Annotated in this window: 21 protein-coding genes; 16 read left to right on the top strand and 5 right to left on the bottom strand. The window is 72.6% G+C overall.

Annotation, left to right across the window (positions count from 1 at the left end; genetic code table 11):
• Positions 1–34: 34 nt before the first annotated feature.
• Complete coding sequence (locus IC607_RS01645; RefSeq protein WP_191785249.1) at positions 35–826, top strand: SDR family oxidoreductase; 792 nt, start codon at positions 35–37, stop codon at positions 824–826.
• A 146-nt stretch (positions 827–972) separates the two neighbouring features.
• Positions 973–1,548, top strand: a complete 576-nt coding sequence (gene pyrE, locus IC607_RS01640) for an orotate phosphoribosyltransferase (RefSeq protein ID WP_191785248.1) — start codon at positions 973–975, stop codon at positions 1,546–1,548.
• Between the two features lie 3 nt (positions 1,549–1,551).
• On the opposite strand, the gene IC607_RS01635 is transcribed toward pyrE, so the two are convergent.
• Positions 1,552–2,325 (bottom strand): HAD-IIA family hydrolase, encoded by a 774-nt coding sequence (locus IC607_RS01635; protein ID WP_191785247.1) that lies wholly within the window; start codon positions 2,323–2,325, stop codon positions 1,552–1,554.
• A complete protein-coding gene (locus IC607_RS01630) occupies positions 2,322–3,062 on the bottom strand; it encodes a VTT domain-containing protein (RefSeq protein ID WP_191785246.1) in 741 nt (246 codons plus the stop codon). The genes IC607_RS01635 and IC607_RS01630 overlap by 4 nt, the downstream gene beginning before the upstream one ends.
• 181 nt (positions 3,063–3,243) lie before the next feature.
• On the opposite strand from IC607_RS01630, the gene IC607_RS01625 reads away from it, so the two are divergent.
• Entirely contained in the window at positions 3,244–3,918 is a 675-nt protein-coding gene (locus IC607_RS01625; RefSeq protein WP_370525945.1) for a TrmH family RNA methyltransferase, read from the top strand.
• A 100-nt stretch (positions 3,919–4,018) separates the two neighbouring features.
• Entirely contained in the window at positions 4,019–5,038 is a 1,020-nt protein-coding gene (fbaA, locus tag IC607_RS01620) for a class II fructose-bisphosphate aldolase (protein WP_191785244.1), read from the top strand.
• Positions 5,039–5,102: 64 nt separating this feature from the next.
• Here fbaA and IC607_RS01615 read toward each other — a convergent pair whose 3' ends face one another.
• Positions 5,103–5,519, bottom strand: coding sequence for an STAS domain-containing protein (locus tag IC607_RS01615; RefSeq protein ID WP_370525944.1), 417 nt, complete (start codon positions 5,517–5,519; stop codon positions 5,103–5,105).
• Positions 5,520–5,596: 77 nt separating this feature from the next.
• Between IC607_RS01615 and IC607_RS01610 the strand changes: the two genes are divergently transcribed.
• Positions 5,597–7,744: a SpoIIE family protein phosphatase gene (locus tag IC607_RS01610; protein WP_191785243.1), complete on the top strand. Its 2,148-nt coding sequence runs from the start codon at positions 5,597–5,599 to the stop codon at positions 7,742–7,744.
• A gap of 33 nt (positions 7,745–7,777) precedes the next feature.
• On the opposite strand, the gene IC607_RS01605 is transcribed toward IC607_RS01610, so the two are convergent.
• Complete coding sequence (locus IC607_RS01605; protein ID WP_191785242.1) at positions 7,778–8,110, bottom strand: STAS domain-containing protein; 333 nt, start codon at positions 8,108–8,110, stop codon at positions 7,778–7,780.
• A gap of 124 nt (positions 8,111–8,234) precedes the next feature.
• Here IC607_RS01605 and IC607_RS01600 point away from each other — a divergent pair, with 124 nt between their 5' ends.
• From IC607_RS01600 to purD, 3 genes are all read left to right on the top strand, one after another.
• Positions 8,235–8,663 carry a DUF3151 domain-containing protein gene (locus IC607_RS01600; RefSeq protein WP_191785241.1) on the top strand — a complete coding sequence of 143 codons (429 nt, stop codon included), beginning with the start codon at positions 8,235–8,237 and terminating at the stop codon, positions 8,661–8,663.
• Between the two features lie 162 nt (positions 8,664–8,825).
• Positions 8,826–10,112 (top strand): adenylosuccinate synthase, encoded by a 1,287-nt coding sequence (locus IC607_RS01595; protein WP_191785240.1) that lies wholly within the window; start codon positions 8,826–8,828, stop codon positions 10,110–10,112.
• Between the two features lie 72 nt (positions 10,113–10,184).
• Positions 10,185–11,447: a phosphoribosylamine--glycine ligase gene (gene purD / locus IC607_RS01590; RefSeq protein WP_191785239.1), complete on the top strand. Its 1,263-nt coding sequence runs from the start codon at positions 10,185–10,187 to the stop codon at positions 11,445–11,447.
• 39 nt (positions 11,448–11,486) lie between these two features.
• Here the strand turns inward: purD and IC607_RS01585 are convergent, their stop codons facing one another.
• A complete protein-coding gene (locus tag IC607_RS01585; RefSeq protein WP_191785238.1) occupies positions 11,487–11,999 on the bottom strand; it encodes an AAA family ATPase in 513 nt (170 codons plus the stop codon).
• Between the two features lie 62 nt (positions 12,000–12,061).
• On the opposite strand from IC607_RS01585, the gene IC607_RS01580 reads away from it, so the two are divergent.
• The 8 genes from IC607_RS01580 to IC607_RS01545 are packed head-to-tail and all read left to right on the top strand — an operon-like array spanning position 12,062 to position 17,429.
• Positions 12,062–12,469 (top strand): hypothetical protein, encoded by a 408-nt coding sequence (locus IC607_RS01580; protein WP_191785237.1) that lies wholly within the window; start codon positions 12,062–12,064, stop codon positions 12,467–12,469.
• A gap of 27 nt (positions 12,470–12,496) precedes the next feature.
• Positions 12,497–13,414, top strand: coding sequence for a phosphoribosylaminoimidazolesuccinocarboxamide synthase (locus tag IC607_RS01575; RefSeq protein WP_191785236.1), 918 nt, complete (start codon positions 12,497–12,499; stop codon positions 13,412–13,414).
• Between the two features lie 51 nt (positions 13,415–13,465).
• Positions 13,466–13,789 (top strand): PadR family transcriptional regulator, encoded by a 324-nt coding sequence (locus IC607_RS01570; RefSeq protein WP_225224285.1) that lies wholly within the window; start codon positions 13,466–13,468, stop codon positions 13,787–13,789.
• The gene (locus IC607_RS01565; RefSeq protein WP_191785234.1) at positions 13,786–14,385 is read left to right on the top strand and encodes a hypothetical protein; all 600 of its coding nucleotides are present in this window, start codon (positions 13,786–13,788) and stop codon (positions 14,383–14,385) included. The genes IC607_RS01570 and IC607_RS01565 overlap by 4 nt, the downstream gene beginning before the upstream one ends.
• Positions 14,382–15,524 (top strand): hypothetical protein, encoded by a 1,143-nt coding sequence (locus tag IC607_RS01560; protein WP_191785233.1) that lies wholly within the window; start codon positions 14,382–14,384, stop codon positions 15,522–15,524. Before IC607_RS01565 ends, IC607_RS01560 begins: the two co-directional genes overlap by 4 nt.
• A complete protein-coding gene (gene purS, locus IC607_RS01555; protein WP_191785232.1) occupies positions 15,500–15,751 on the top strand; it encodes a phosphoribosylformylglycinamidine synthase subunit PurS in 252 nt (83 codons plus the stop codon). Before IC607_RS01560 ends, purS begins: the two co-directional genes overlap by 25 nt.
• Positions 15,748–16,443 carry a phosphoribosylformylglycinamidine synthase subunit PurQ gene (gene purQ / locus IC607_RS01550; RefSeq protein WP_191785231.1) on the top strand — a complete coding sequence of 232 codons (696 nt, stop codon included), beginning with the start codon at positions 15,748–15,750 and terminating at the stop codon, positions 16,441–16,443. Before purS ends, purQ begins: the two co-directional genes overlap by 4 nt.
• The gene (locus tag IC607_RS01545; RefSeq protein ID WP_191785230.1) at positions 16,440–17,429 is read left to right on the top strand and encodes a GNAT family N-acetyltransferase; all 990 of its coding nucleotides are present in this window, start codon (positions 16,440–16,442) and stop codon (positions 17,427–17,429) included. The genes purQ and IC607_RS01545 overlap by 4 nt, the downstream gene beginning before the upstream one ends.
• Positions 17,430–17,486 lie beyond the last annotated feature (57 nt).

The following is a 17,486-nucleotide window of genomic DNA, read 5'->3' as shown; positions in this document are numbered from 1 at the left end:
GCTGCAGGCAGGCGGCGCGCATAGGCTGGCCGGCATGGGGACAGCACTCGTCACCGGCGCGAGCGCCGGCCTGGGACTGGAGTTCGCGTGGCAGCTGGCCACGGCCAAGCACGACCTGGTGCTGGTGGCGCGTGACGAGGAGCGGCTGATGCGCCTCGCCGGGCAGCTCGAGGCGGCGGCAGGGGTTCATGCGGAGGTGCTCGTCGCCGACCTGAGCAAGCGCGAGGACGTGGAGCGCGTCGCGCAGCGCCTGCGGCAGGACGACGACCCCGTCGGCCTGCTGGTGAACAACGCGGGGCTGGGGCTGAATCAGCGGTTCGTCGGGGGAGACCTTGCCGCGGAGGAGGCCGCGCTCGACGTCATGGTGCGGGCGGTGATGGTTCTGTCGCAGGCGGCGGCGGAGTCGATGGTTGCGCGCGGGCGTGGTGCGATCCTCAACGTCGCGTCGGTCGCGGCGCTGCTCGCGTCGGGCACGTACTGCGCGCACAAGGCGTGGGTGCGCAGCTTCACGGAGGGGCTCGCGGTCGAGCTCAAGGACACCGGCGTGACCGCGACCGCGCTGTGCCCGGGCTTCGTGCACACCGAGTTCCACGAGCGCGGCGACATCGACACCAGCGCATACCCGGAGTTCGCGTGGCTGAACGCGGAGAGTGTGGTGGCGACTGCGCTGGCCGACGTCCGCCGCGGCGTCGTCATCTCGACGCCCAGCGTGCGGTACCGGGCCGTCTCGGCGCTGGCGCGCCTCGCGCCGCGCTCGGCGGTGCGGGCCGTCGGGCGCTATCGCAAGGCGCTGGAACGGCCCGACGGGCCCGTCGCGGCTGAGTGACGCCGCCCGGGGATCAGTCGGGTCGGTGATGATGCATTCCCTCGCAACCTGCTGATGCAGGTGCGATCGACTGGTTCACGGGTGGAGTCCGTGGGACGCCGTGGGCGAGGCCTTCGCGTGTCGGTCGGCGCCGGTAGCCTGACCCCGTGACCGAGACGCTCTCCCCGACGCCCCGCGAGCAGTTGCTCGCCCTCATCAAGGATCTCGCCGTGGTGCACGGCAAGGTCACGCTCTCGTCGGGCCGTGAGGCCGACTACTACGTGGACCTGCGCCGCGTCACGCTGCACCACCGCGCGGCGCCGCTGATCGGGCACCTGCTGCTGGACCGGCTCGAGGAGGTCGGGCTGGGGACCGCCGAGATCGACGCGGTCGGCGGCCTGACCCTCGGCGCCGACCCGGTCGCCACGTCCCTGCTGCACGCCGCTGCCAGCCGCGGGCAGGACCTCGACGCGTTCGTCGTCCGCAAGGAGGCCAAGGCGCACGGCATGCAGCGCCGCATCGAGGGCCCGGACATCGCGGGGCGCAAGGTCGTGGTGCTCGAGGACACGTCGACGACGGGTGGTTCGCCGATCGCCGCCGTCGAGGCTGCGCGCGAGGCCGGCGCCGAGGTGCTGGGTGTCGCGGTGATCGTCGACCGCGCCACGGGTGCCCAGGCCAAGATCGAGGCCCTCGGCGTGCCGTACCACTACCTGTTCAGCCTGGCCGACCTCGGGCTCGACTGAGGACTAGACCCGCGACACCAGGTCCGCGACCGAGTCCAGCACCTCGCTGGGGCGGAACGGGAAGCGTTCGATGTCGACCGCGCGGGTCGAGCCGGACAGCACCAGGAACGTCCGCAGGCCGGCCTCGATCCCGGCGACGACGTCGGTGTCCATCCGGTCGCCGACCATCGCGGTCGTCTCGGAGTGCGCGTCGATTCGGTTGAGGGCGGAGCGGATCATCATCGGGTTGGGCTTCCCGACGAAGTAGGGGTCGCGCCCGGTCGCGGCGCGGATCATCGCCGCGACCGCGCCCGTCGCGGGCAGGTCGCCGTCCGCGGACGGCCCGGTCACGTCGGGGTTCGTGCAGATGAAGCGCGCACCCGCCTGGATCAGGCGGATGGCCTGCGTGATCGCCTCGAACGAGTAGGTGCGGGTCTCGCCGAGGACGACGAAGTCCGGCTGCGCGGCCGTCAGCGTGTAGCCGGCCTCGTACAGGGCGGTCGTCAGCCCGGCCTCCCCGATGACGTAGGCGGAACCGCCCGGCATCTGGTCCGTGAGGAACTGGGCGGTCGCCATCGCGGAGGTCCAGATGGCCTCCTCGGGCAGGTCGATGCCCGACGCCGCGAGCCGCGCGCGCAGGTCGCGCGGCGTGAAGATCGAGTTGTTGGTCAGCACCAGGAACGGGCGCTCGGCCTCCCGCAGCGCGCGCACGAAGTCGGCCGCGCCCGGCAGCGCGGTGCCCTCGTGGACCAGGACGCCGTCCATGTCGGACAGCCAGGAGCGGATCTCGCGGGTCATGCGTCGAACGCCTTCCTCTCGACCTCGGCTCGTTCGGCGGGCTCGTCGTACCGCTCGTCGCGCGGCTCCTCGAGCGACTCGCCCGCCTTCGCCTTGCGACGGGCCCGCAGCAGCTCGACGCCGATCGGGATCACGGAGACCGCGACCACCGCGACCAGCAGCAGCTCGATGTTGTCCTTGATGAAGCCGATGTTGCCCAGCGCGTAGCCGAGCCACGTCACCCCGACGCCCCACAGCAGCGCGCCGATCGCGTTGAAGCCGACGAAGTGCCGGTAGCGCATCCCGCCCACGCCGGCGGCGACGGGCGCGTACGTGCGGATGATCGGCACGAAGCGGGCGATGACGATGGTCCGGCCGCCGTACTTGTCGAAGTAGGCGTACGTGTCGTCGATGTACTTCTTCTTGAAGAAGCGTGAGTCGGGCTTGTTGAAGACCTTCGGACCGAGCTTGCGGCCGATGAGGAACGCGCACTGGTCGCCGGCGAAGGCGGCGACGAACATGATGAGCGTCAGCCACCAGATGTTGAGGTTCAGCGTCCCCTGCGCCACCAGGGCGCCCGCGGTGAACAGCAGCGAGTCGCCGGGCAGGAACGGGAACAGCAGGCCGGTCTCGATGAACACCACGACCGCGATGCCGACGAGCGCCCACGTCCCGAACGAGCTGATCAGGTGATCGGCGTTGAGGAAGTCGGGTCCCAGGGCGTGGACCGGCCCGGCGGCAAGTGTCGTCGAGAGCATGGCGTCAGCCTACGGGCCCGGATGTGAACCGGCCCCGGACCGCCTGTGAGGACTCGGTGCGCACAGGACCCAGCCGCGCTTGTGACGGAAGTGAACCCGCGGGGTCGGCAAGTGTCGCAGTGGCCCCACCTGTCACAGGTGCGGCTGGTTGCTGATGCGGTCGACGGTTACCGTGCACCGCGTGACGAAGGATGAGCCAGCGGCCGCCGACCACAACGCGTCGCACGCGGAGGACGTCGGGGTCGGGCCGTGGCCCGGTGGGCCGGAGGCGTGGCCCAGGCGTGCGGACGGCGAGGCCGACGAGCGGTACGACCCCGAGCTGCTGGCGGCCGGCGACCGCCGCAACGTGGTCGACCGGTACCGGTACTGGACGCTGGAGGCGATCGTCGCGGACCTCGACACGCGCCGGCACCCGTTCCACGTCGCGATCGAGAACTGGCAGCACGACCTCAACATCGGCTCGGTGGTCCGCACGGCCAACGCGTTCCTGGCGGCGGAGGTGCACATCGTCGGCCGCAAGCGGTGGAACCGGCGCGGCGCCATGGTCACCGACCGCTACCAGCACGTTCGCCATCATCCGACGGTGGCGGAGCTGGTGGCGTGGGCCGGCGACAACGACCTGCCCGTCCTGGGCATCGACAACCTGCCGGGCTCGGTCCCGCTCGAGGGTTACCCGCTGCCGCGGGCGTGCGTGCTGGTGTTCGGCCAGGAGTCGGTGGGTCTGTCCGACGAGGTGCGCGCCGCGGCGACCGACACCCTGCACATCGCCCAGTTCGGCTCGACCCGCTCCATCAACGCGAGCGCGGCCGCGGCGATCGCGATGCACGCCTGGATCGCGCAGCACGCGGCGCCCTGACGCGAGGCGTCCATGGGAAGGACGTCCTGGGCGGGGTATCGCTTGGTAGTGGCAAACTCTGATCGGAAACCACCCCACTAGCCGCAGGAGATGTGAGCAGATGGCCATCGCCACCCCCGAGGTGTACGCCGAGATGATCGACCGCGCGAAGGCGGGCAAGTTCGCCTACCCGGCCGTGAACATCACGTCGTCGCAGACCGTCACCGCCGCGCTGCAGGGCTTCGCCGAGGCGGAGTCGGACGGCATCATCCAGGTCTCGGTCGGTGGCGCGGAGTACGCCGCCGGCTCGACGATCAAGGACCGCGTCGCCGGCAGCCTCGCGCTCGCCGCCTACGCCGCCGAGGTCGCCAAGGGCTACGGCATCACGGTCGCGATCCACACCGACCACTGCACCAAGCAGAACCTGGACAGCTGGGTCCGCCCGCTACTGGCGATCGAGGCCGAGCAGGTCAAGGCCGGCAAGAACCCGACGTTCCAGTCGCACATGTTCGACGGCTCCAACATCCCGCTCGACGAGAACCTCGTCATCGCGGCCGAGCTGCTCGAGCTCTCGCAGGCCGCGCGCACGATCCTCGAGATCGAGGTCGGCGTGGTCGGTGGCGAGGAGGACGGCCACACGGCCGAGATCAACGACAAGCTGTACACGACGCCCGAGGACGGCCTGGCCACGGTCAAGGCGCTGGGTGCCGGCGAGAAGGGGCGCTACCTGACCGCCCTGACGTTCGGCAACGTGCACGGCGTCTACAAGCCGGGTGCGGTCAAGCTGCGCCCGTCGATCCTCGCGGACATCCAGAAGAAGGTCGGCGACGAGATCGGCAAGGCGAACCCGTTCGATCTGGTCTTCCACGGCGGCTCGGGCTCGACGGCCGAGGAGATCTCCGAGGCGGTCGACAACGGCGTCATCAAGATGAACATCGACACCGACACGCAGTACGCGTTCACGCGTCCGGTCGTCGGCCACATGTTCGGCAACTACGACGGCGTCCTGAAGATCGACGGCGAGGTCGGCAACAAGAAGGCGTACGACCCGCGCGCCTGGGGGAAGCTCGCCGAGGCGGGCATGGCCCAGCGCATCGTCGAGGCGTGCCAGCAGCTGCGGTCGGCCGGCCATAAGCTCTGACGCCTGACGACGAAGGCCCCGGCGAGCGATCGCCGGGGCCTTCGTCGAAGGTCGACGAAGAAGGTCAGGACGCGTCGGTGCTGTCGCCGACGGGCTGGAACTCCCGCCCGTCGTCGCCGTCGACGACGTCGAGCAGCTCACCGATGCGCGTGACCTCGAGCAGGAACCGCACGGTGGGCGGGACACGGAGTAGGCGGACACGGTGCTGGGAACGGATGGACAGGCGAGCCAGGAAGGCCACACCCGACGAGTCCATGAACGTCACGTGGTGCGCGTCGACCTCGATCGGCAGACCGAGGTGCTCGGCCTCCGCGGTGGCTTCCTGCAGCTCGGCAGCGAGGTCGGCGTCGACCTCTCCCGACAGCACGATGCGCGTGCTCTCCGCACCGACGATGACCTGGACGGCGCCGGGTTCGCCCGCACTGCCGTTGCCAGCCACGTCGGCAGACTCGTCGGGGGTGGTGCTGTTACCGTCGCGCACGGCGTTCCTTCCGCTGGAGACGACGCCGACTGCTCGACGTTGCGCCTGTGCGGCACGGTAGACGATCGGAGGTGGTGATGGTCAACATCGACGCCCCCTTCGACGTGCCTGAACTTCCCGAGGTGGGACCGGACGTGCTCGACCAGGCGCTTCGCGAGCTCGCCGTGCCGATCGCACTCCTGGATGGTACCGACCCCCACCTCCCCGTGGTGTGGGTGAACCGTGCATTCCAGGCAAGCACAGGGTACGACGCCGCGGCGGCGCGTCAGCACCAGCGCGATGCGCTCCCGCCCGGGGCGCGCCGACCGGCGGCGATGCGGGCGGTGCGGGAGGCGGTCCGCGAGCAGCGCACCGTCGCGCAGACGCTGTCCCTGCGTCGGGCCGACGGCTCGGTCTACCCGTGCCGCGTCCAGTTCTCGCCCGTCGTCGCGCCGGACGGGACGGCCACGCACTGGGTGGCCGCGCTGCAGGACCTGACCGAGCGGCTGACGCACGAGGCCGCGCAGGCGGCCCTGGTCGAGGCCGAGCGGCGCGAGCGGCGGAGCCTGGGGATCGTCGCGCAGGTCTCGGACATGCTCATGGACGTCGACGACCGAGTGACGCCGCTGCACGAGATCGCGGCGTTGCTGCGGCACGCGATCGTCGGCTGGGCGTCGTTCTACGTCAACGACGGCGGGCTGCGTGCGGCCGAGGGGATGGACGCCAGCCGGCCACCGTCGGGCAAGGGCCAGCGGCACGGGACGACAGGGCTGACCGTCGGGCCGCCCGACGACGGCCTCACCGACCGGTCGCCCGGCCCCGACGCGGTCCAGCTGCTGCTCGACGGCATCAAGGACCGGCCGGTCGAGCTGGCCCTGCACGGTGACTACCCGCCCGCGTCGGCGTCGCGCTGGCTGGCGGGCCACGTCCTGACGCACGCGACCATCGACGGGCCGGCGCTCGTCTTCCCGGTCTCGGGACGGCGGCGCGTCCTGGGGCTGCTGGTCGTCATCCCGCGCGCGGGCCACGGCCTGGACGCACTCGAGCAGAGCGACCGCACGGTGCTGGAGCTCACGGCCAGGCGCGTCGGCCTGGTGATCGACAACGCACGGCTCTACGACCGCGAGCACCGGCTGGCGGAGACGCTGCAGCGCGCGATGCTGCCGCAGCAGGCGGACGTCGACGGGCTCGACGTGTGGACCTACTACGCGCCGAACGCCGAGAACGTGCAGGTGGGCGGCGACTGGTACGACGTCCTGCAGATCTCGCCCGACGTGGTGGGCGTGGTGATCGGCGACGTCGTCGGGCACGACGTGGAGGCCGCCGCGGCGATGGGGCAGCTGCGGTCCGTCGTGCGGTCCTACGCGTACGACATCACCGTGCCCGGGCCGGTGCTCGAACGCGTGGACCAGCTGGTGGCGGGCATGCGGATCCCGCGCAGCGCAGGGCTGGTCCTGTCGACGCTGAGCCGTTCGGAGAGCCGCTGGCGGCTGGAGTACTCGCGCGCCGGGCACCTGCCCGTGCTGCACGTCCGCGACGGGGCGGTCTCGGCGCTGCTCGACGGCGGCGGCCCCCTCATCGGGTTCGGCGGCGGCGGGCGGACGACGGAGAGCGTCGACCTGCGTCCTGGCGACGTGCTCGTCTACTACACCGACGGCCTGATCGAGCGCCGCGACCGGGGGCTGCGCGAAGGGATCGACGCACTCACGGCCGTCGTCGGCGCCGTCACCGCCCGCGACTCCGCGGGCATCGGCGAGGAGATCCTGTCCAAGCTCGCGGACCACCCGGAGGACGACGTCGCGGTGGTCGTCGTGCGCGTGCCCGACCCGCGTGACCAGGTGGAACGCGGCCGCAGCCCGCGGCGGCGGCGCTGGTCGCTGCCCAGCGAGCCGGCGTCGATCGGCCGCGCGCGGCACGCCGTCGTGCGCACGTGCCACGCGTGGGACATGCCCAACGCCGCGAACGCCGAGCTGGTGGTCTCCGAGCTCGTCGCGAACGCCGTGCTGCACGGCTACGGGCACGTGTCGCTGCAGCTCTACGACACGGGCGACGGCCTGCGCATCGAGGTCGAGGACGGCAACCCGGCGCCGCCCATCGCGACCGACGGGCACCCGGGTCGCGTGGGCGGCTTCGGGATCAAGATCGTCGAGCGGCTGTCCGACTGGGGCTGGCGGCCGTCGTCACGAGGCAAGCTGGTGTGGGCGAAGGTGCGGCCGGGTGACCTGCCGCCGGCGGGGAAGCGCTGAGCGACAGCGCTCGACGCAGCTCGAGGCCGGGAGTCAGCTCGACTCGACGCTCTCGCACCGGTGGTCGGGGTCGACGCGGAACAGGTCCATGGCCCCGCAGACCTCGATGACGAACAGCTCGCGAGGATTCGCGCCACGCAGGACCGTCGCACCGCCGCGCTTGCGGCCGGCGTCGGCGAGCGAGATGAGGAACGCCGCGCCGGTGGAGTCCATGAAGGTCACGCGGCACATGTCGACGACGACGAGCTGCCGGCGCAGGCCGACGACCCGGGCGGCGACCTCGGGGAACTGGTCGCGCTCGGCGAGGTCCAGGTCGCCCGAGATGACGATGGTGGTCGTCGTGGGCGAGGCGGAGATCTCGATCATGGGGTACCTGTTGTCCGTGGGGTCGGGCGGGATGACTGTAGGCCGACGAGCAGCCGCGCGCATCTGCACGCGCGGGTGATCATATGACCGAGGCAACTCGCCGCGCGTGGGCCAGACTGGGGACATGAGCCACGAGAACCTCCTGGACGGCCCCGCGCCCACGCTCCTGCCCGCCGACGGACCCGACGCCGACGCCCGCGCGGCGCTGGCAGGCGGGGCGTCGCTCGCCGACTCCGTCGCCGCCGCCCCGGCGGCCTCGATCGTCTGGGCGCTGCTCGCGGAGAAGTCGCTCGCGGACGTCGGCGACCCGGTCGCCGCCTACGCCTACGCCCGCACCGGCTACCACCGCGGACTGGACGCGCTGCGCCGCGCGGGCTGGCGCGGGCAGGGTCCGATCCCGGCGCAGCACGAGCCCAACCAGGGGTTCCTGCGCGCGCTGCTCGCGCTCGCGGAGGCAGCCGAGGCGATCGGCGAGCAGGACGAGGCGGACCGGTGCGAGAAGTTCCTCGCCGACTCCGGGACGTCGGTCACCGAGGTCGCCGCGCTGCGCTGAGCGCGGGTGGACGCCGGTGCGGGCGGACACCGCAGCGGTGGAACGGGACATGACCGTTCTTTGACCATCGGGTAGCCTCTGCTGGTACCGGGTCACTGCCGCCCGTGCTGAGGTCTCGAGACCGGGAACCGAACCGCAGGCAGCCGTGGGAGTGGTGATCAGATGCCCGCCGTCGTGGTGCTCGGCGTCCAGTGGGGCGACGAGGGCAAGGGCAAGGCGACCGACCAGCTCGGGTCGCGCATCGAGTACGTCGTGAAGTTCAACGGCGGCAACAACGCCGGCCACACCGTGGTCGTCGGCGGCGAGAAGTACGCGCTGCACCTGCTGCCGTCCGGCATCCTGTCGCCGGGCGTCGTGCCCGTGATCGGCAACGGCGTCGTCATCGACATCGAGGTGCTGTTCGAGGAGATCGACGCGCTCGAGGCCCGCGGCGTGGACACCTCGCGCCTGCTCGTCTCGTCGGCCGCGCACGTCATCGCGCCCTACAACCGCACGCTCGACAAGGTCACCGAGCGGTTCCTCGGCAAGCGCCGCATCGGCACCACGGGCCGCGGCATCGGCCCCGCGTACAGCGACAAGATCAACCGCGTCGGCATCCGCATCCAGGACCTGTTCGACGAGAAGATCCTGCGCGAGAAGGTCGAGGGCGCCCTCGACCAGAAGAACCACCTGCTGGTGAAGGTCTACAACCGCCGCGCGATCACGGTCGAGGAGACCGTCGAGGACCTGCTGCGGCACGCGGACCGGCTCAAGCCGTTCGTCGCGGACACGCCGCTGGTGCTCAACACCGCGCTCGACGAGGGCAAGACGCTCGTCTTCGAGGCCGGCCAGGCCACGATGCTCGACGTCGACCACGGCACCTACCCGTTCGTGACGTCGTCGTCCGCCACCGCGGGCGGCGCGTGCACGGGTTCGGGCGTCGGGCCGACGAGGATCGACCGGGTCGTCGGCGTCGCGAAGGCCTACACGACGCGCGTGGGCGAGGGACCGTTCCCCACCGAGCTGCTCGACGACGACGGCGAGTGGCTGCGTCAGACCGGCGGCGAGTTCGGCACCACCACGGGCCGCCCGCGCCGCACCGGCTGGTACGACTCGGTGGTCTCGCGGTACGCGTCGCGCGTCAACGGCATGACGGACATCGTCCTGACCAAGCTGGACGTGCTGACCGGCCGAGACCGCATCCCCGTGTGCGTCGCCTACGACGTGGACGGGCAGCGGTTCGACGAGATGCCCTTGGACCAGACCGATTTCCACCACGCCAAGCCTGTCTACGAGTACCTGGACGGGTGGAGCGAGGACATCACCGGCGCGCGGGAGTTCGACGACCTGCCCGACGCGGCCCAGCGCTACCTGCTGCGCCTGGAGGAGATCAGCGGCACGCGGATCAGCGCCATCGGCGTCGGCCCGGGCCGCGAGGCGACGATCGTCCGCCACGACCTGCTGGGCTGACCTCCTCCCGTGGGCCGGGCGGGTGGTGAGACGGGCTGCGCCGGCGCCGGTGGCGGTCGGTAGGGTCGGGGCGTGAAGATCCTCGTCGTCGGGACCGGCGCCCGCGAGCACGCCCTCGTCCGATCGCTGTCGCTGGACCCCGCGGTGACCGAGTTGCACGCGGCGCCGGGAAACCCCGGGATCGGGGCCCTCGCCACGCTGCACCAGGTGAACCCTCTCGACGGGCCCGCGGTCGCGGACCTCGCGCGCACGCTCGGCGTCGACCTCGTCGTGGTCGGCCCGGAGGCGCCGCTGGTCGCGGGCGTCGCGGACCACGTCGCCGAGGCGGGCATCGCGGTGTTCGGCCCGTCCGGGCAGGCCGCCCGGCTCGAGGGCTCCAAGGCGTTCGCCAAGGAGGTCATGGCGGCTGCCGGTGTCCCGACGGCGGCGCCGCGCGTCGCGACGACGCTCGACGAGGTCGCCGCCGCGCTCGACGAGTTCGGCCCCACCTACGTGGTGAAGGACGACGGCCTCGCCGCGGGCAAGGGCGTCGTGGTGACCGACGACCGGGCGGCCGCTCTCGAGCACGCGCACTCCTGCCTGGAGAAGGTGACCGGCGGGCGGGTGGTGGTCGAGGAGTTCCTGGACGGCCCCGAGGTCTCGCTGTTCGTGCTGTCCGACGGCGTCGACGTGTTGCCCCTGGTGCCGGCGCAGGACTTCAAGCGCGTGCGCGACGGCGACGAGGGCCCCAACACCGGCGGCATGGGGGCGTACTCGCCGCTGCCGTGGGCGCCCGACGGCTTGGTCGACGAGGTGCTGGACCGCGTCGCCCGCCCGACGATCGCCGAGATGGCCCGCCGCGGCACGCCGTTCGTCGGCGTCCTCTACGTCGGCCTCGCGCTGACGAGCAAGGGTGTGAAGGTCGTCGAGTTCAACGCGCGCTTCGGCGACCCTGAGACGCAGGTGGTCCTGGCCCGGCTGCAGACGCCCCTGGCAGGCGTGCTGCTCGCGGCCGCGACCGGCGGCCTCGGCGCGCTGCCGCCCCTGGAGTGGAGCGACGACGCGGCCGTCACGGTGGTCGTCGCCTCGCACGGCTACCCGGAGGCGCCGCGGTCCGGCGACCCGATCACGGGGGTCGCGGAGGCCGACGAGCTGGCGGACGTCCACGTCCTGCACGCCGGCACGTCGAGCGTCGACGGGGTGCTGACGTCGGCCGGCGGTCGCGTGCTGTCCGTCGTCGGGACGGGCGCCGACCTGGCTGCCGCCCGCGCCGCCGCGTATGCCGGCGTCGAGCGCATCACGCTGCCCGGCTCGCACCACCGTTCCGACATCGCGCTGGCGGCTGCGCAGGGCTGACCGGCCCGCCTCGCCGCGCAGCACGCGCCCCGGTGGATGTCACGGGCGGTGCTGCCCGACGATCGCCAGCACCTCGGCGAGGACGTCGGACGGTGCACGCCCCGCGGTGTCGACCAGGTGCGCGCCCGGCCACGGGTCGACCTCGATGCCGGTCGTGTCGGCCCACGTCGGCTGCCGATGGCCCGGGATGTCCGCCTCGCGGGACTCGACGCGCGCGCGGTGCTCGTCGGCGTCCGAGCACGTCAGCCAGACCTCGACGCAGGCCGCGCCCTCCGCGGCCGTGAGCCAGCCCGCACGGGCCTCGTAGACCGCGTTCACAGCGTCCGCCACCACGACCCGCCCGACGCGGAGATCGTCGGTCGCCACCGCCATCCCGATGCCGTAACCCGCTTCCGCGGCCCGCGCGGGTCGCAACGACGAGCGCAGCAGCGCCTGCTCGATGGTGTCGATCCGCACGTGCGAGGCGCCGAGCGCGATCGCCAGCCCGCGCGCGAGCGTCGTCTTGCCGGAGCCGGGCAGGCCGCCGAGCACGATCAGAAGGGGAGCGCTCACGGTCTCGACTCTGGCAGCACCACGCCTGCCGCGCCCGGCGGGGATGCGGCAGGATCACTGCCATGAGCAGCAAGACGTTCGTGTACGGCGGCGGCGCGTGGGGCGGTGACGCCGGTGCGGAGCCGAGCCTGACCGTGGAGGTCCAGGACGGCGACATCGCGACGATCGACTACCGCCCGGCGCCCGAGGGGCTGGGCCGGTTCTACCTGGGCTTCCAGCCGCGCGACTTCTTCGACGACCCGGCCGAGAGCGAGCCGGTGGACCTGGCCGCCGAGGCGGAGGCGTTCGCGGAGTGGGCGCTGCTGGTGGGCGCCGTGGACGTGGAGGCCAAGCACGTGCGGCGGCTGATGGCGGCCGAGCACGTCGACGAGCCCGAGGACACGTTCGTCGAGGAGACGGCTCTGCGGCTGGTGCGGCTGGTCGGCCTGCCGATCCCGGAGGGTCTCGAAGGCGGGAACGACCTCCTGTGATCGCCGTCGAGCGGGCACACTAGGCCCGTGACCTCCACGACCACGGACCTGACCGGCTGGACCCACACGTACTCGGGCAAGGTCCGCGACCTGTACGCGCCCGACGACAGCGACGCGGGCCGCGCGATCGTCGCGGAGCACGGCGACGTGGTGCTCGTCGTCGCCAGCGACCGCGTCTCGGCCTACGACAACGTGCTCAGCCCCGGCGTCCCCGACAAGGGCGTGGTGCTGACGCAGCTCAGCCTGTGGTGGTTCTCGCAGCTCGCCGACATCGTCCCCAACCACGTCGTCTCGACGGACGTCCCGGAGCCCGTGGCCGGGCGCGCGATGATCTGCCGGCGCCTGGCGATGTTCCCGGTGGAGTGCGTCGCCCGTGGCTACCTGACCGGCTCCGGCCTGGCCGAGTACCGCGTGGACGGGACGGTGACCGGTATCGAGCTGCCTGCCGGGCTCGTCGACGGCTCCCGCCTGCCGGAGCCCATCTTCACGCCCGCCACCAAGGCCGAGCTGGGCGACCACGACGAGAACGTGCCGTTCTCGACCGTCGCGGCGACCATCGGCGACGAGCCGGCGGCCACCCTGCGCGACCTGACCCTGCGCGTCTACGCGCGGGCCGAGGCGATCGCGCGTGAGCGCGGCGTGATCCTGGCCGACACCAAGCTCGAGTTCGGCACGGACCCCGTGACGGGCGAGGTCACCCTGGGTGACGAGGTCCTGACGCCGGACTCGTCGCGCTTCTGGCCGGCCGACGAGTGGCAGCCCGGCCGCGCGCAGGCCAGCTTCGACAAGCAGTTCGTGCGCGACTGGCTCACGTCGGCGGCGTCGGGCTGGGACCGGGCGTCGGACGTGCCGCCGCCCGAGCTGCCCGCGGACGTCGTCGAGCGCACCCGCGCCCGCTACCTGGAGGCGTACGAGCGGCTGACGGGTGAGCCCCTGCCGCTCTGACCCTTGGCGCAATAGGTCGTCGCGCGATATATATCGTGCATGGCGTTCCGGATGAGCGAGCAGGCGTACTTCGTCATGCTCGCGCTGGCTGAGGAGCCGCGGCACGGCTACGGCGTCGTGCAGGCGGTCAAGGACCTGTCCGACGACCGCGTCCGCCTGGGCGCGGGCACGCTCTACGGGATCCTCGACCGGCTGGTCGAGGCCGGCTTCGCCGAGGCGTCGGGGGAGGTGGTCGTCGACGGGCGGCTGCGCCGCTACTACCGGCTGACCGACGAAGGTCTGGGGGTGCTGACCGCCGAGACCGACCGCCTGCGCGCGCTGACGCGACGGGCCCAGCGCGTGCTCGGGTCCCGACCCGCGCTGGGGACCGCGTGACGACGCGCGACGAGGGGGCGGCCCGCGGCGCCGCGAGCGATCCCGCGACCGGGGGAGGCGCCGACGCCTCGAGCGGCGAGGGTGCATCGTTCGACAGGTCCGTGCGGTTCTGGTTGCGCGCGTACCCGCGGCGGTGGCGCGCGGTGCGGGCCGACGAGGTCGTCGAGGTGCTGACGGACCTGGCCGGGCCGGACGTGCGGCGAGGCGGCGCCCGGACGGCGGTCGGGCTGGTCGCAGCCGGGGTTGCGGCGCGCTGGCGGATGCGACCGCCGACGCGTGTAGTGGCGCGGTGCAGGCTGCTGGGCCTGCGCCCGCCGGCTGCCTACGACCCGTGGCTCCGCGATGACCTCGATGGCATCTTCTACAACGTTCGCGAGCTGATCTGGCGGTCTCCCTTCCTCGCCGTGCTCGTCGCGATCCTCCAGATCTGGCAGAGCCCTCCGTGGTTCGTGGGCCTCGCTGCCGCCGTCGCATTGGGCCTGGTGAGCGACGAACTGACGCGCCGCCGCCTGCGCAGGCATTACTTCGACACGCCGTCCGAAGAGCTCGGGCACTTCCAGCCCTACCGAGGGCTCGACACCGAGCCGCAACGTTGAAGGCCTCGTTCGCGGCGTCCGTCGCATTCTGGTTGCGCGCGTACCCGCGGCGGTGGCGCGCCGTCCGGGCCGAGGAGTTGACGGCCGTGCTCGCCGACCTCGCCGGGCCCGACGCGACCCGCGTGGACCGCCGGACGGCACTCGGCCTGCTGCGCGGCGGCTGGGCGACACGGTGGCGCGGGCACCCGCCGCTGCACACGTGGCTCGCGTACCGGTTCCTCGAGTTCCGCGTCCCGGAGCGATACCGCGCCTGGGTCCAGGACGACATCCTGGGCCCGCTCTACCCGGTGCGCACGCAGCAGGTCGCCGCGATGTCGCTCGTCGCATGGCTGGTGGTCGATCCGTGGTTCCTCGTCGTCTTCCTCGTGGGGCTGGTCATGGTCCAGCTCGTCGTCGGGACCGCGCGGGGCCGGGAGCAGGCGCTCCGCCGCCAGCTCGAGCCCGGGGCGTGGGACCGCGGCGTACCGCAGGTCGTGCAGATGCTCGGCCCGCGCGCCCGACCACGGGCCACAGCCGCGGTCGGCCACGCGGCAGCGGTCGGCGTGACCCTCGCGGCGACTGGCGTCGTCGCGGGCGCGGTGGCGGGTACGCGATGGTGGGCCGTGGCCGTTGCGGCGGTGCTCGGAGCGGGCTTCGCGGCTGGGGCCTTCGTCGGGCTGCGACGCCTGCAGGTGCAGCAGCCGGACCGCCTGATCGAGGTCGCCCCGCGCCGGTGGCTCGCGGCCGTGGTCGTCTGGTGCTTGGCAGTCGTCGCTCTCGCGTCCTTCTGCGCCGTCCACGGCTGGGCCGACGACTACGCGGTGATCGCCGCACCGACCGGCTGCGCGCTCGCACCGGCGCTGGTGCTCGGCTGGTGGCACTCGTACCGCCAGGCGGCCGGAGAGGACCCCTGGGCTGCGACCGACGTCTGGCACGCGATGACGTGGCGATCGCCCGTCGTCGACGGTCCGCAGATGTACCGCCGCGTGCTGCTCACGCAGCCGGCGCCCGAGACCGCACATGACCTCGCGGCCGCTGGCCGGTCCCATCCCGCGGCCGCGGTCCCTGGCAGCCCGGCGTGGTCGGTAGACTCGCCGCCGACCCCCATCGCCACGCCACACCAGGGAGCACACCCGTGGGACGAGTCGTCGTCGACGTGATGCCGAAGCCCGAGATCCTCGACCCGCAGGGCAAGGCCGTCGCCGGTGCGCTGCCGCGACTGGGCTTCGGCCAGTTCGCGTCGGTCCGCCAGGGCAAGCGGTTCGAGCTCGAGGTGGACGGGCCGGTGACCGAGGAGCTCCTCGCGGCCGCCCGCGCTGCCGGTGAGCAGGTGCTCTCCAACCCCGTGATCGAGGACGTCGTGGCGGTGTACGAGGACAAGGCATGACGCGCGTCGGCGTCGTCACCTTCCCGGGCACGCTCGACGACCGCGACGCCGCTCGAGCGGTCCGCCTGGCCGGCGCCGAGCCCGTTGCGCTGTGGCACGGCGAGGCCGACCTGAAGAACGTCGACGCCGTGGTCCTGCCCGGCGGGTTCTCCTACGGCGACTACCTGCGGGCGGGCGCCATCAGCCGGTTCGCGCCCGTCATGGGCGAGATCGTCGAGGCCGCGGGCAAGGGGCTGCCGGTGCTGGGCATCTGCAACGGGTTCCAGGTCCTCACCGAGGCGCACCTGCTGCCCGGCTCGATGATCAAGAACGACCACCTGCACTTCGTCTGCCGCGAGCAGGTGCTGTCGGTCGAGAACGCGGACACGGCCTGGACGCGCGACTACTCGGCAGGCCAGCACATCACGGTGCCGCTGAAGAACCAGGACGGCCAGTACGTGGCCGACGAGGCGACGCTCGACGAGCTCGAGGGCGAGGGCCGCGTGGTGTTCCGCTACGTGGGCTGGAACCCGAACGGGTCGCGCCGCGACATCGCGGGCATCAGCAACGCGGCGGGCAACGTCGTGGGCCTCATGCCGCACCCCGAGCACGCCGTCGAGGCCGGCTTTGGCCCCGACGGCGCGAACGGCCCCCGCACCGGCACCGACGGGCTCGGCTTCTTCACGTCCGTGCTCCACTCGCTCGTCGGTTGAGCGGCGACCTGACCCTCGTCGCCTGGGACCACCCGGACGCGGCCGCGCTGCGCACCGCGCAGCAGGTCGAGCTCCGCGAGCGGTACGGCGACGACGACATCGGCCACGCCATGACGGGCGAGCAGATCGTCGCGATGGTGCTGCTGCACGTCGACGGTGAGCCGGTTGCCTGCGGAGCGCTGCGCGACGCCCTCGACCTGGGCGTCGGCACCGGCGAGCTCAAGCGCATGTTCGTCCTGCCGGCGCACCGCGGCCGCGGCTACTCGCGGCGCGTGCTCATGGAGCTCGAGCGGGTCGCGCACGAGCGCGGCTTCGGCCGACTGGTCCTGGAGACGGGTCCGCTGCAGCCCGAGGCGATCGGCCTGTACCTGTCGGCCGGGTACACGCCGACGGACAACTACGGCGAGTACGTGGGCGTCGTCGACTCGCGCTGCTTCGCCAAGGACCTGCACCCCGTGGAGGCGCCGCGGCGCCGCGCGCGGGACCGGGCGCACGTCGACGTCGTCGTCGAGCGCGTGACCTGGGACGACGAGACCGCGGCGCACCTGCGTCGGCGCATGTTCACGGAGTTCAACGCGCCCACGTACCCCGGGCTGCGCGAGGCCGTCGAGGCCATGGGCGGCTTCGAGGTCGACGACGCGGCGCAGGGCGTGGGGGACCACGCGACGTGGGTCGCGCGGATCGACGGTCGGCCCGTCGGCTGCGTCTCGCTGCGTGCGCCGCGCGACGGCTATCCGGAAGGATCCGCCGAGCTGAAGAAGCTGTTCGTCGAGGCGGACGCGCGGGGTGCGGGCGTATCGCGCCTGCTGCTGGCGGTGGCCGACGACGAGGCACGAGCGCTCGGTTACTCGCGGATCCTGCTGCAGACGGGGATCCGCCAGCCCGAGGCGATCGGGCTGTACCTGGCGACGGGCTGGCGCCCCGTCGCGCCGTTCGGCGCGTACACGAACGACCTGCACTCGCTCTGCTTCGGCAAGGTGCTCTGAGGCCACCTCCGGCCGATTGGCCATGGCTTTCGCGTCGGGCGACGCCCGACGATGGGT

The sequence above is a fragment of the Cellulomonas sp. JH27-2 genome (genome assembly GCF_014837175.1).
GTDB lineage: Bacteria > Actinomycetota > Actinomycetes > Actinomycetales > Cellulomonadaceae > Cellulomonas.
The sequence above is the reverse complement of the archived record's forward strand: the minus strand, read 5'-3'. Positions and strand labels throughout refer to the sequence as shown.

What these genes read in the sequence shown, in the direction of transcription:
- IC607_RS01645 (WP_191785249.1), top strand. Translation starts at nt 35, where the DNA reads ATGGGGACAGCACTCGTCACCGGCGCGAGCGCCGGCCTGGGACTGGAG.
- IC607_RS01635 (WP_191785247.1), bottom strand. Translation starts at nt 2,325, where the DNA reads ATGACCCGCGAGATCCGCTCCTGGCTGTCCGACATGGACGGCGTCCTG.
- IC607_RS01630 (WP_191785246.1), bottom strand. Translation starts at nt 3,062, where the DNA reads ATGCTCTCGACGACACTTGCCGCCGGGCCGGTCCACGCCCTGGGACCC.
- fbaA (WP_191785244.1), top strand. Translation starts at nt 4,019, where the DNA reads ATGGCCATCGCCACCCCCGAGGTGTACGCCGAGATGATCGACCGCGCG.
- IC607_RS01610 (WP_191785243.1), top strand. Translation starts at nt 5,597, where the DNA reads ATGGTCAACATCGACGCCCCCTTCGACGTGCCTGAACTTCCCGAGGTG.
- IC607_RS01605 (WP_191785242.1), bottom strand. Translation starts at nt 8,110, where the DNA reads ATGATCGAGATCTCCGCCTCGCCCACGACGACCACCATCGTCATCTCG.
- IC607_RS01600 (WP_191785241.1), top strand. Translation starts at nt 8,235, where the DNA reads ATGAGCCACGAGAACCTCCTGGACGGCCCCGCGCCCACGCTCCTGCCC.
- IC607_RS01595 (WP_191785240.1), top strand. Translation starts at nt 8,826, where the DNA reads ATGCCCGCCGTCGTGGTGCTCGGCGTCCAGTGGGGCGACGAGGGCAAG.
- IC607_RS01580 (WP_191785237.1), top strand. Translation starts at nt 12,062, where the DNA reads ATGAGCAGCAAGACGTTCGTGTACGGCGGCGGCGCGTGGGGCGGTGAC.
- IC607_RS01570 (WP_225224285.1), top strand. Translation starts at nt 13,466, where the DNA reads ATGAGCGAGCAGGCGTACTTCGTCATGCTCGCGCTGGCTGAGGAGCCG.
- purQ (WP_191785231.1), top strand. Translation starts at nt 15,748, where the DNA reads ATGACGCGCGTCGGCGTCGTCACCTTCCCGGGCACGCTCGACGACCGC.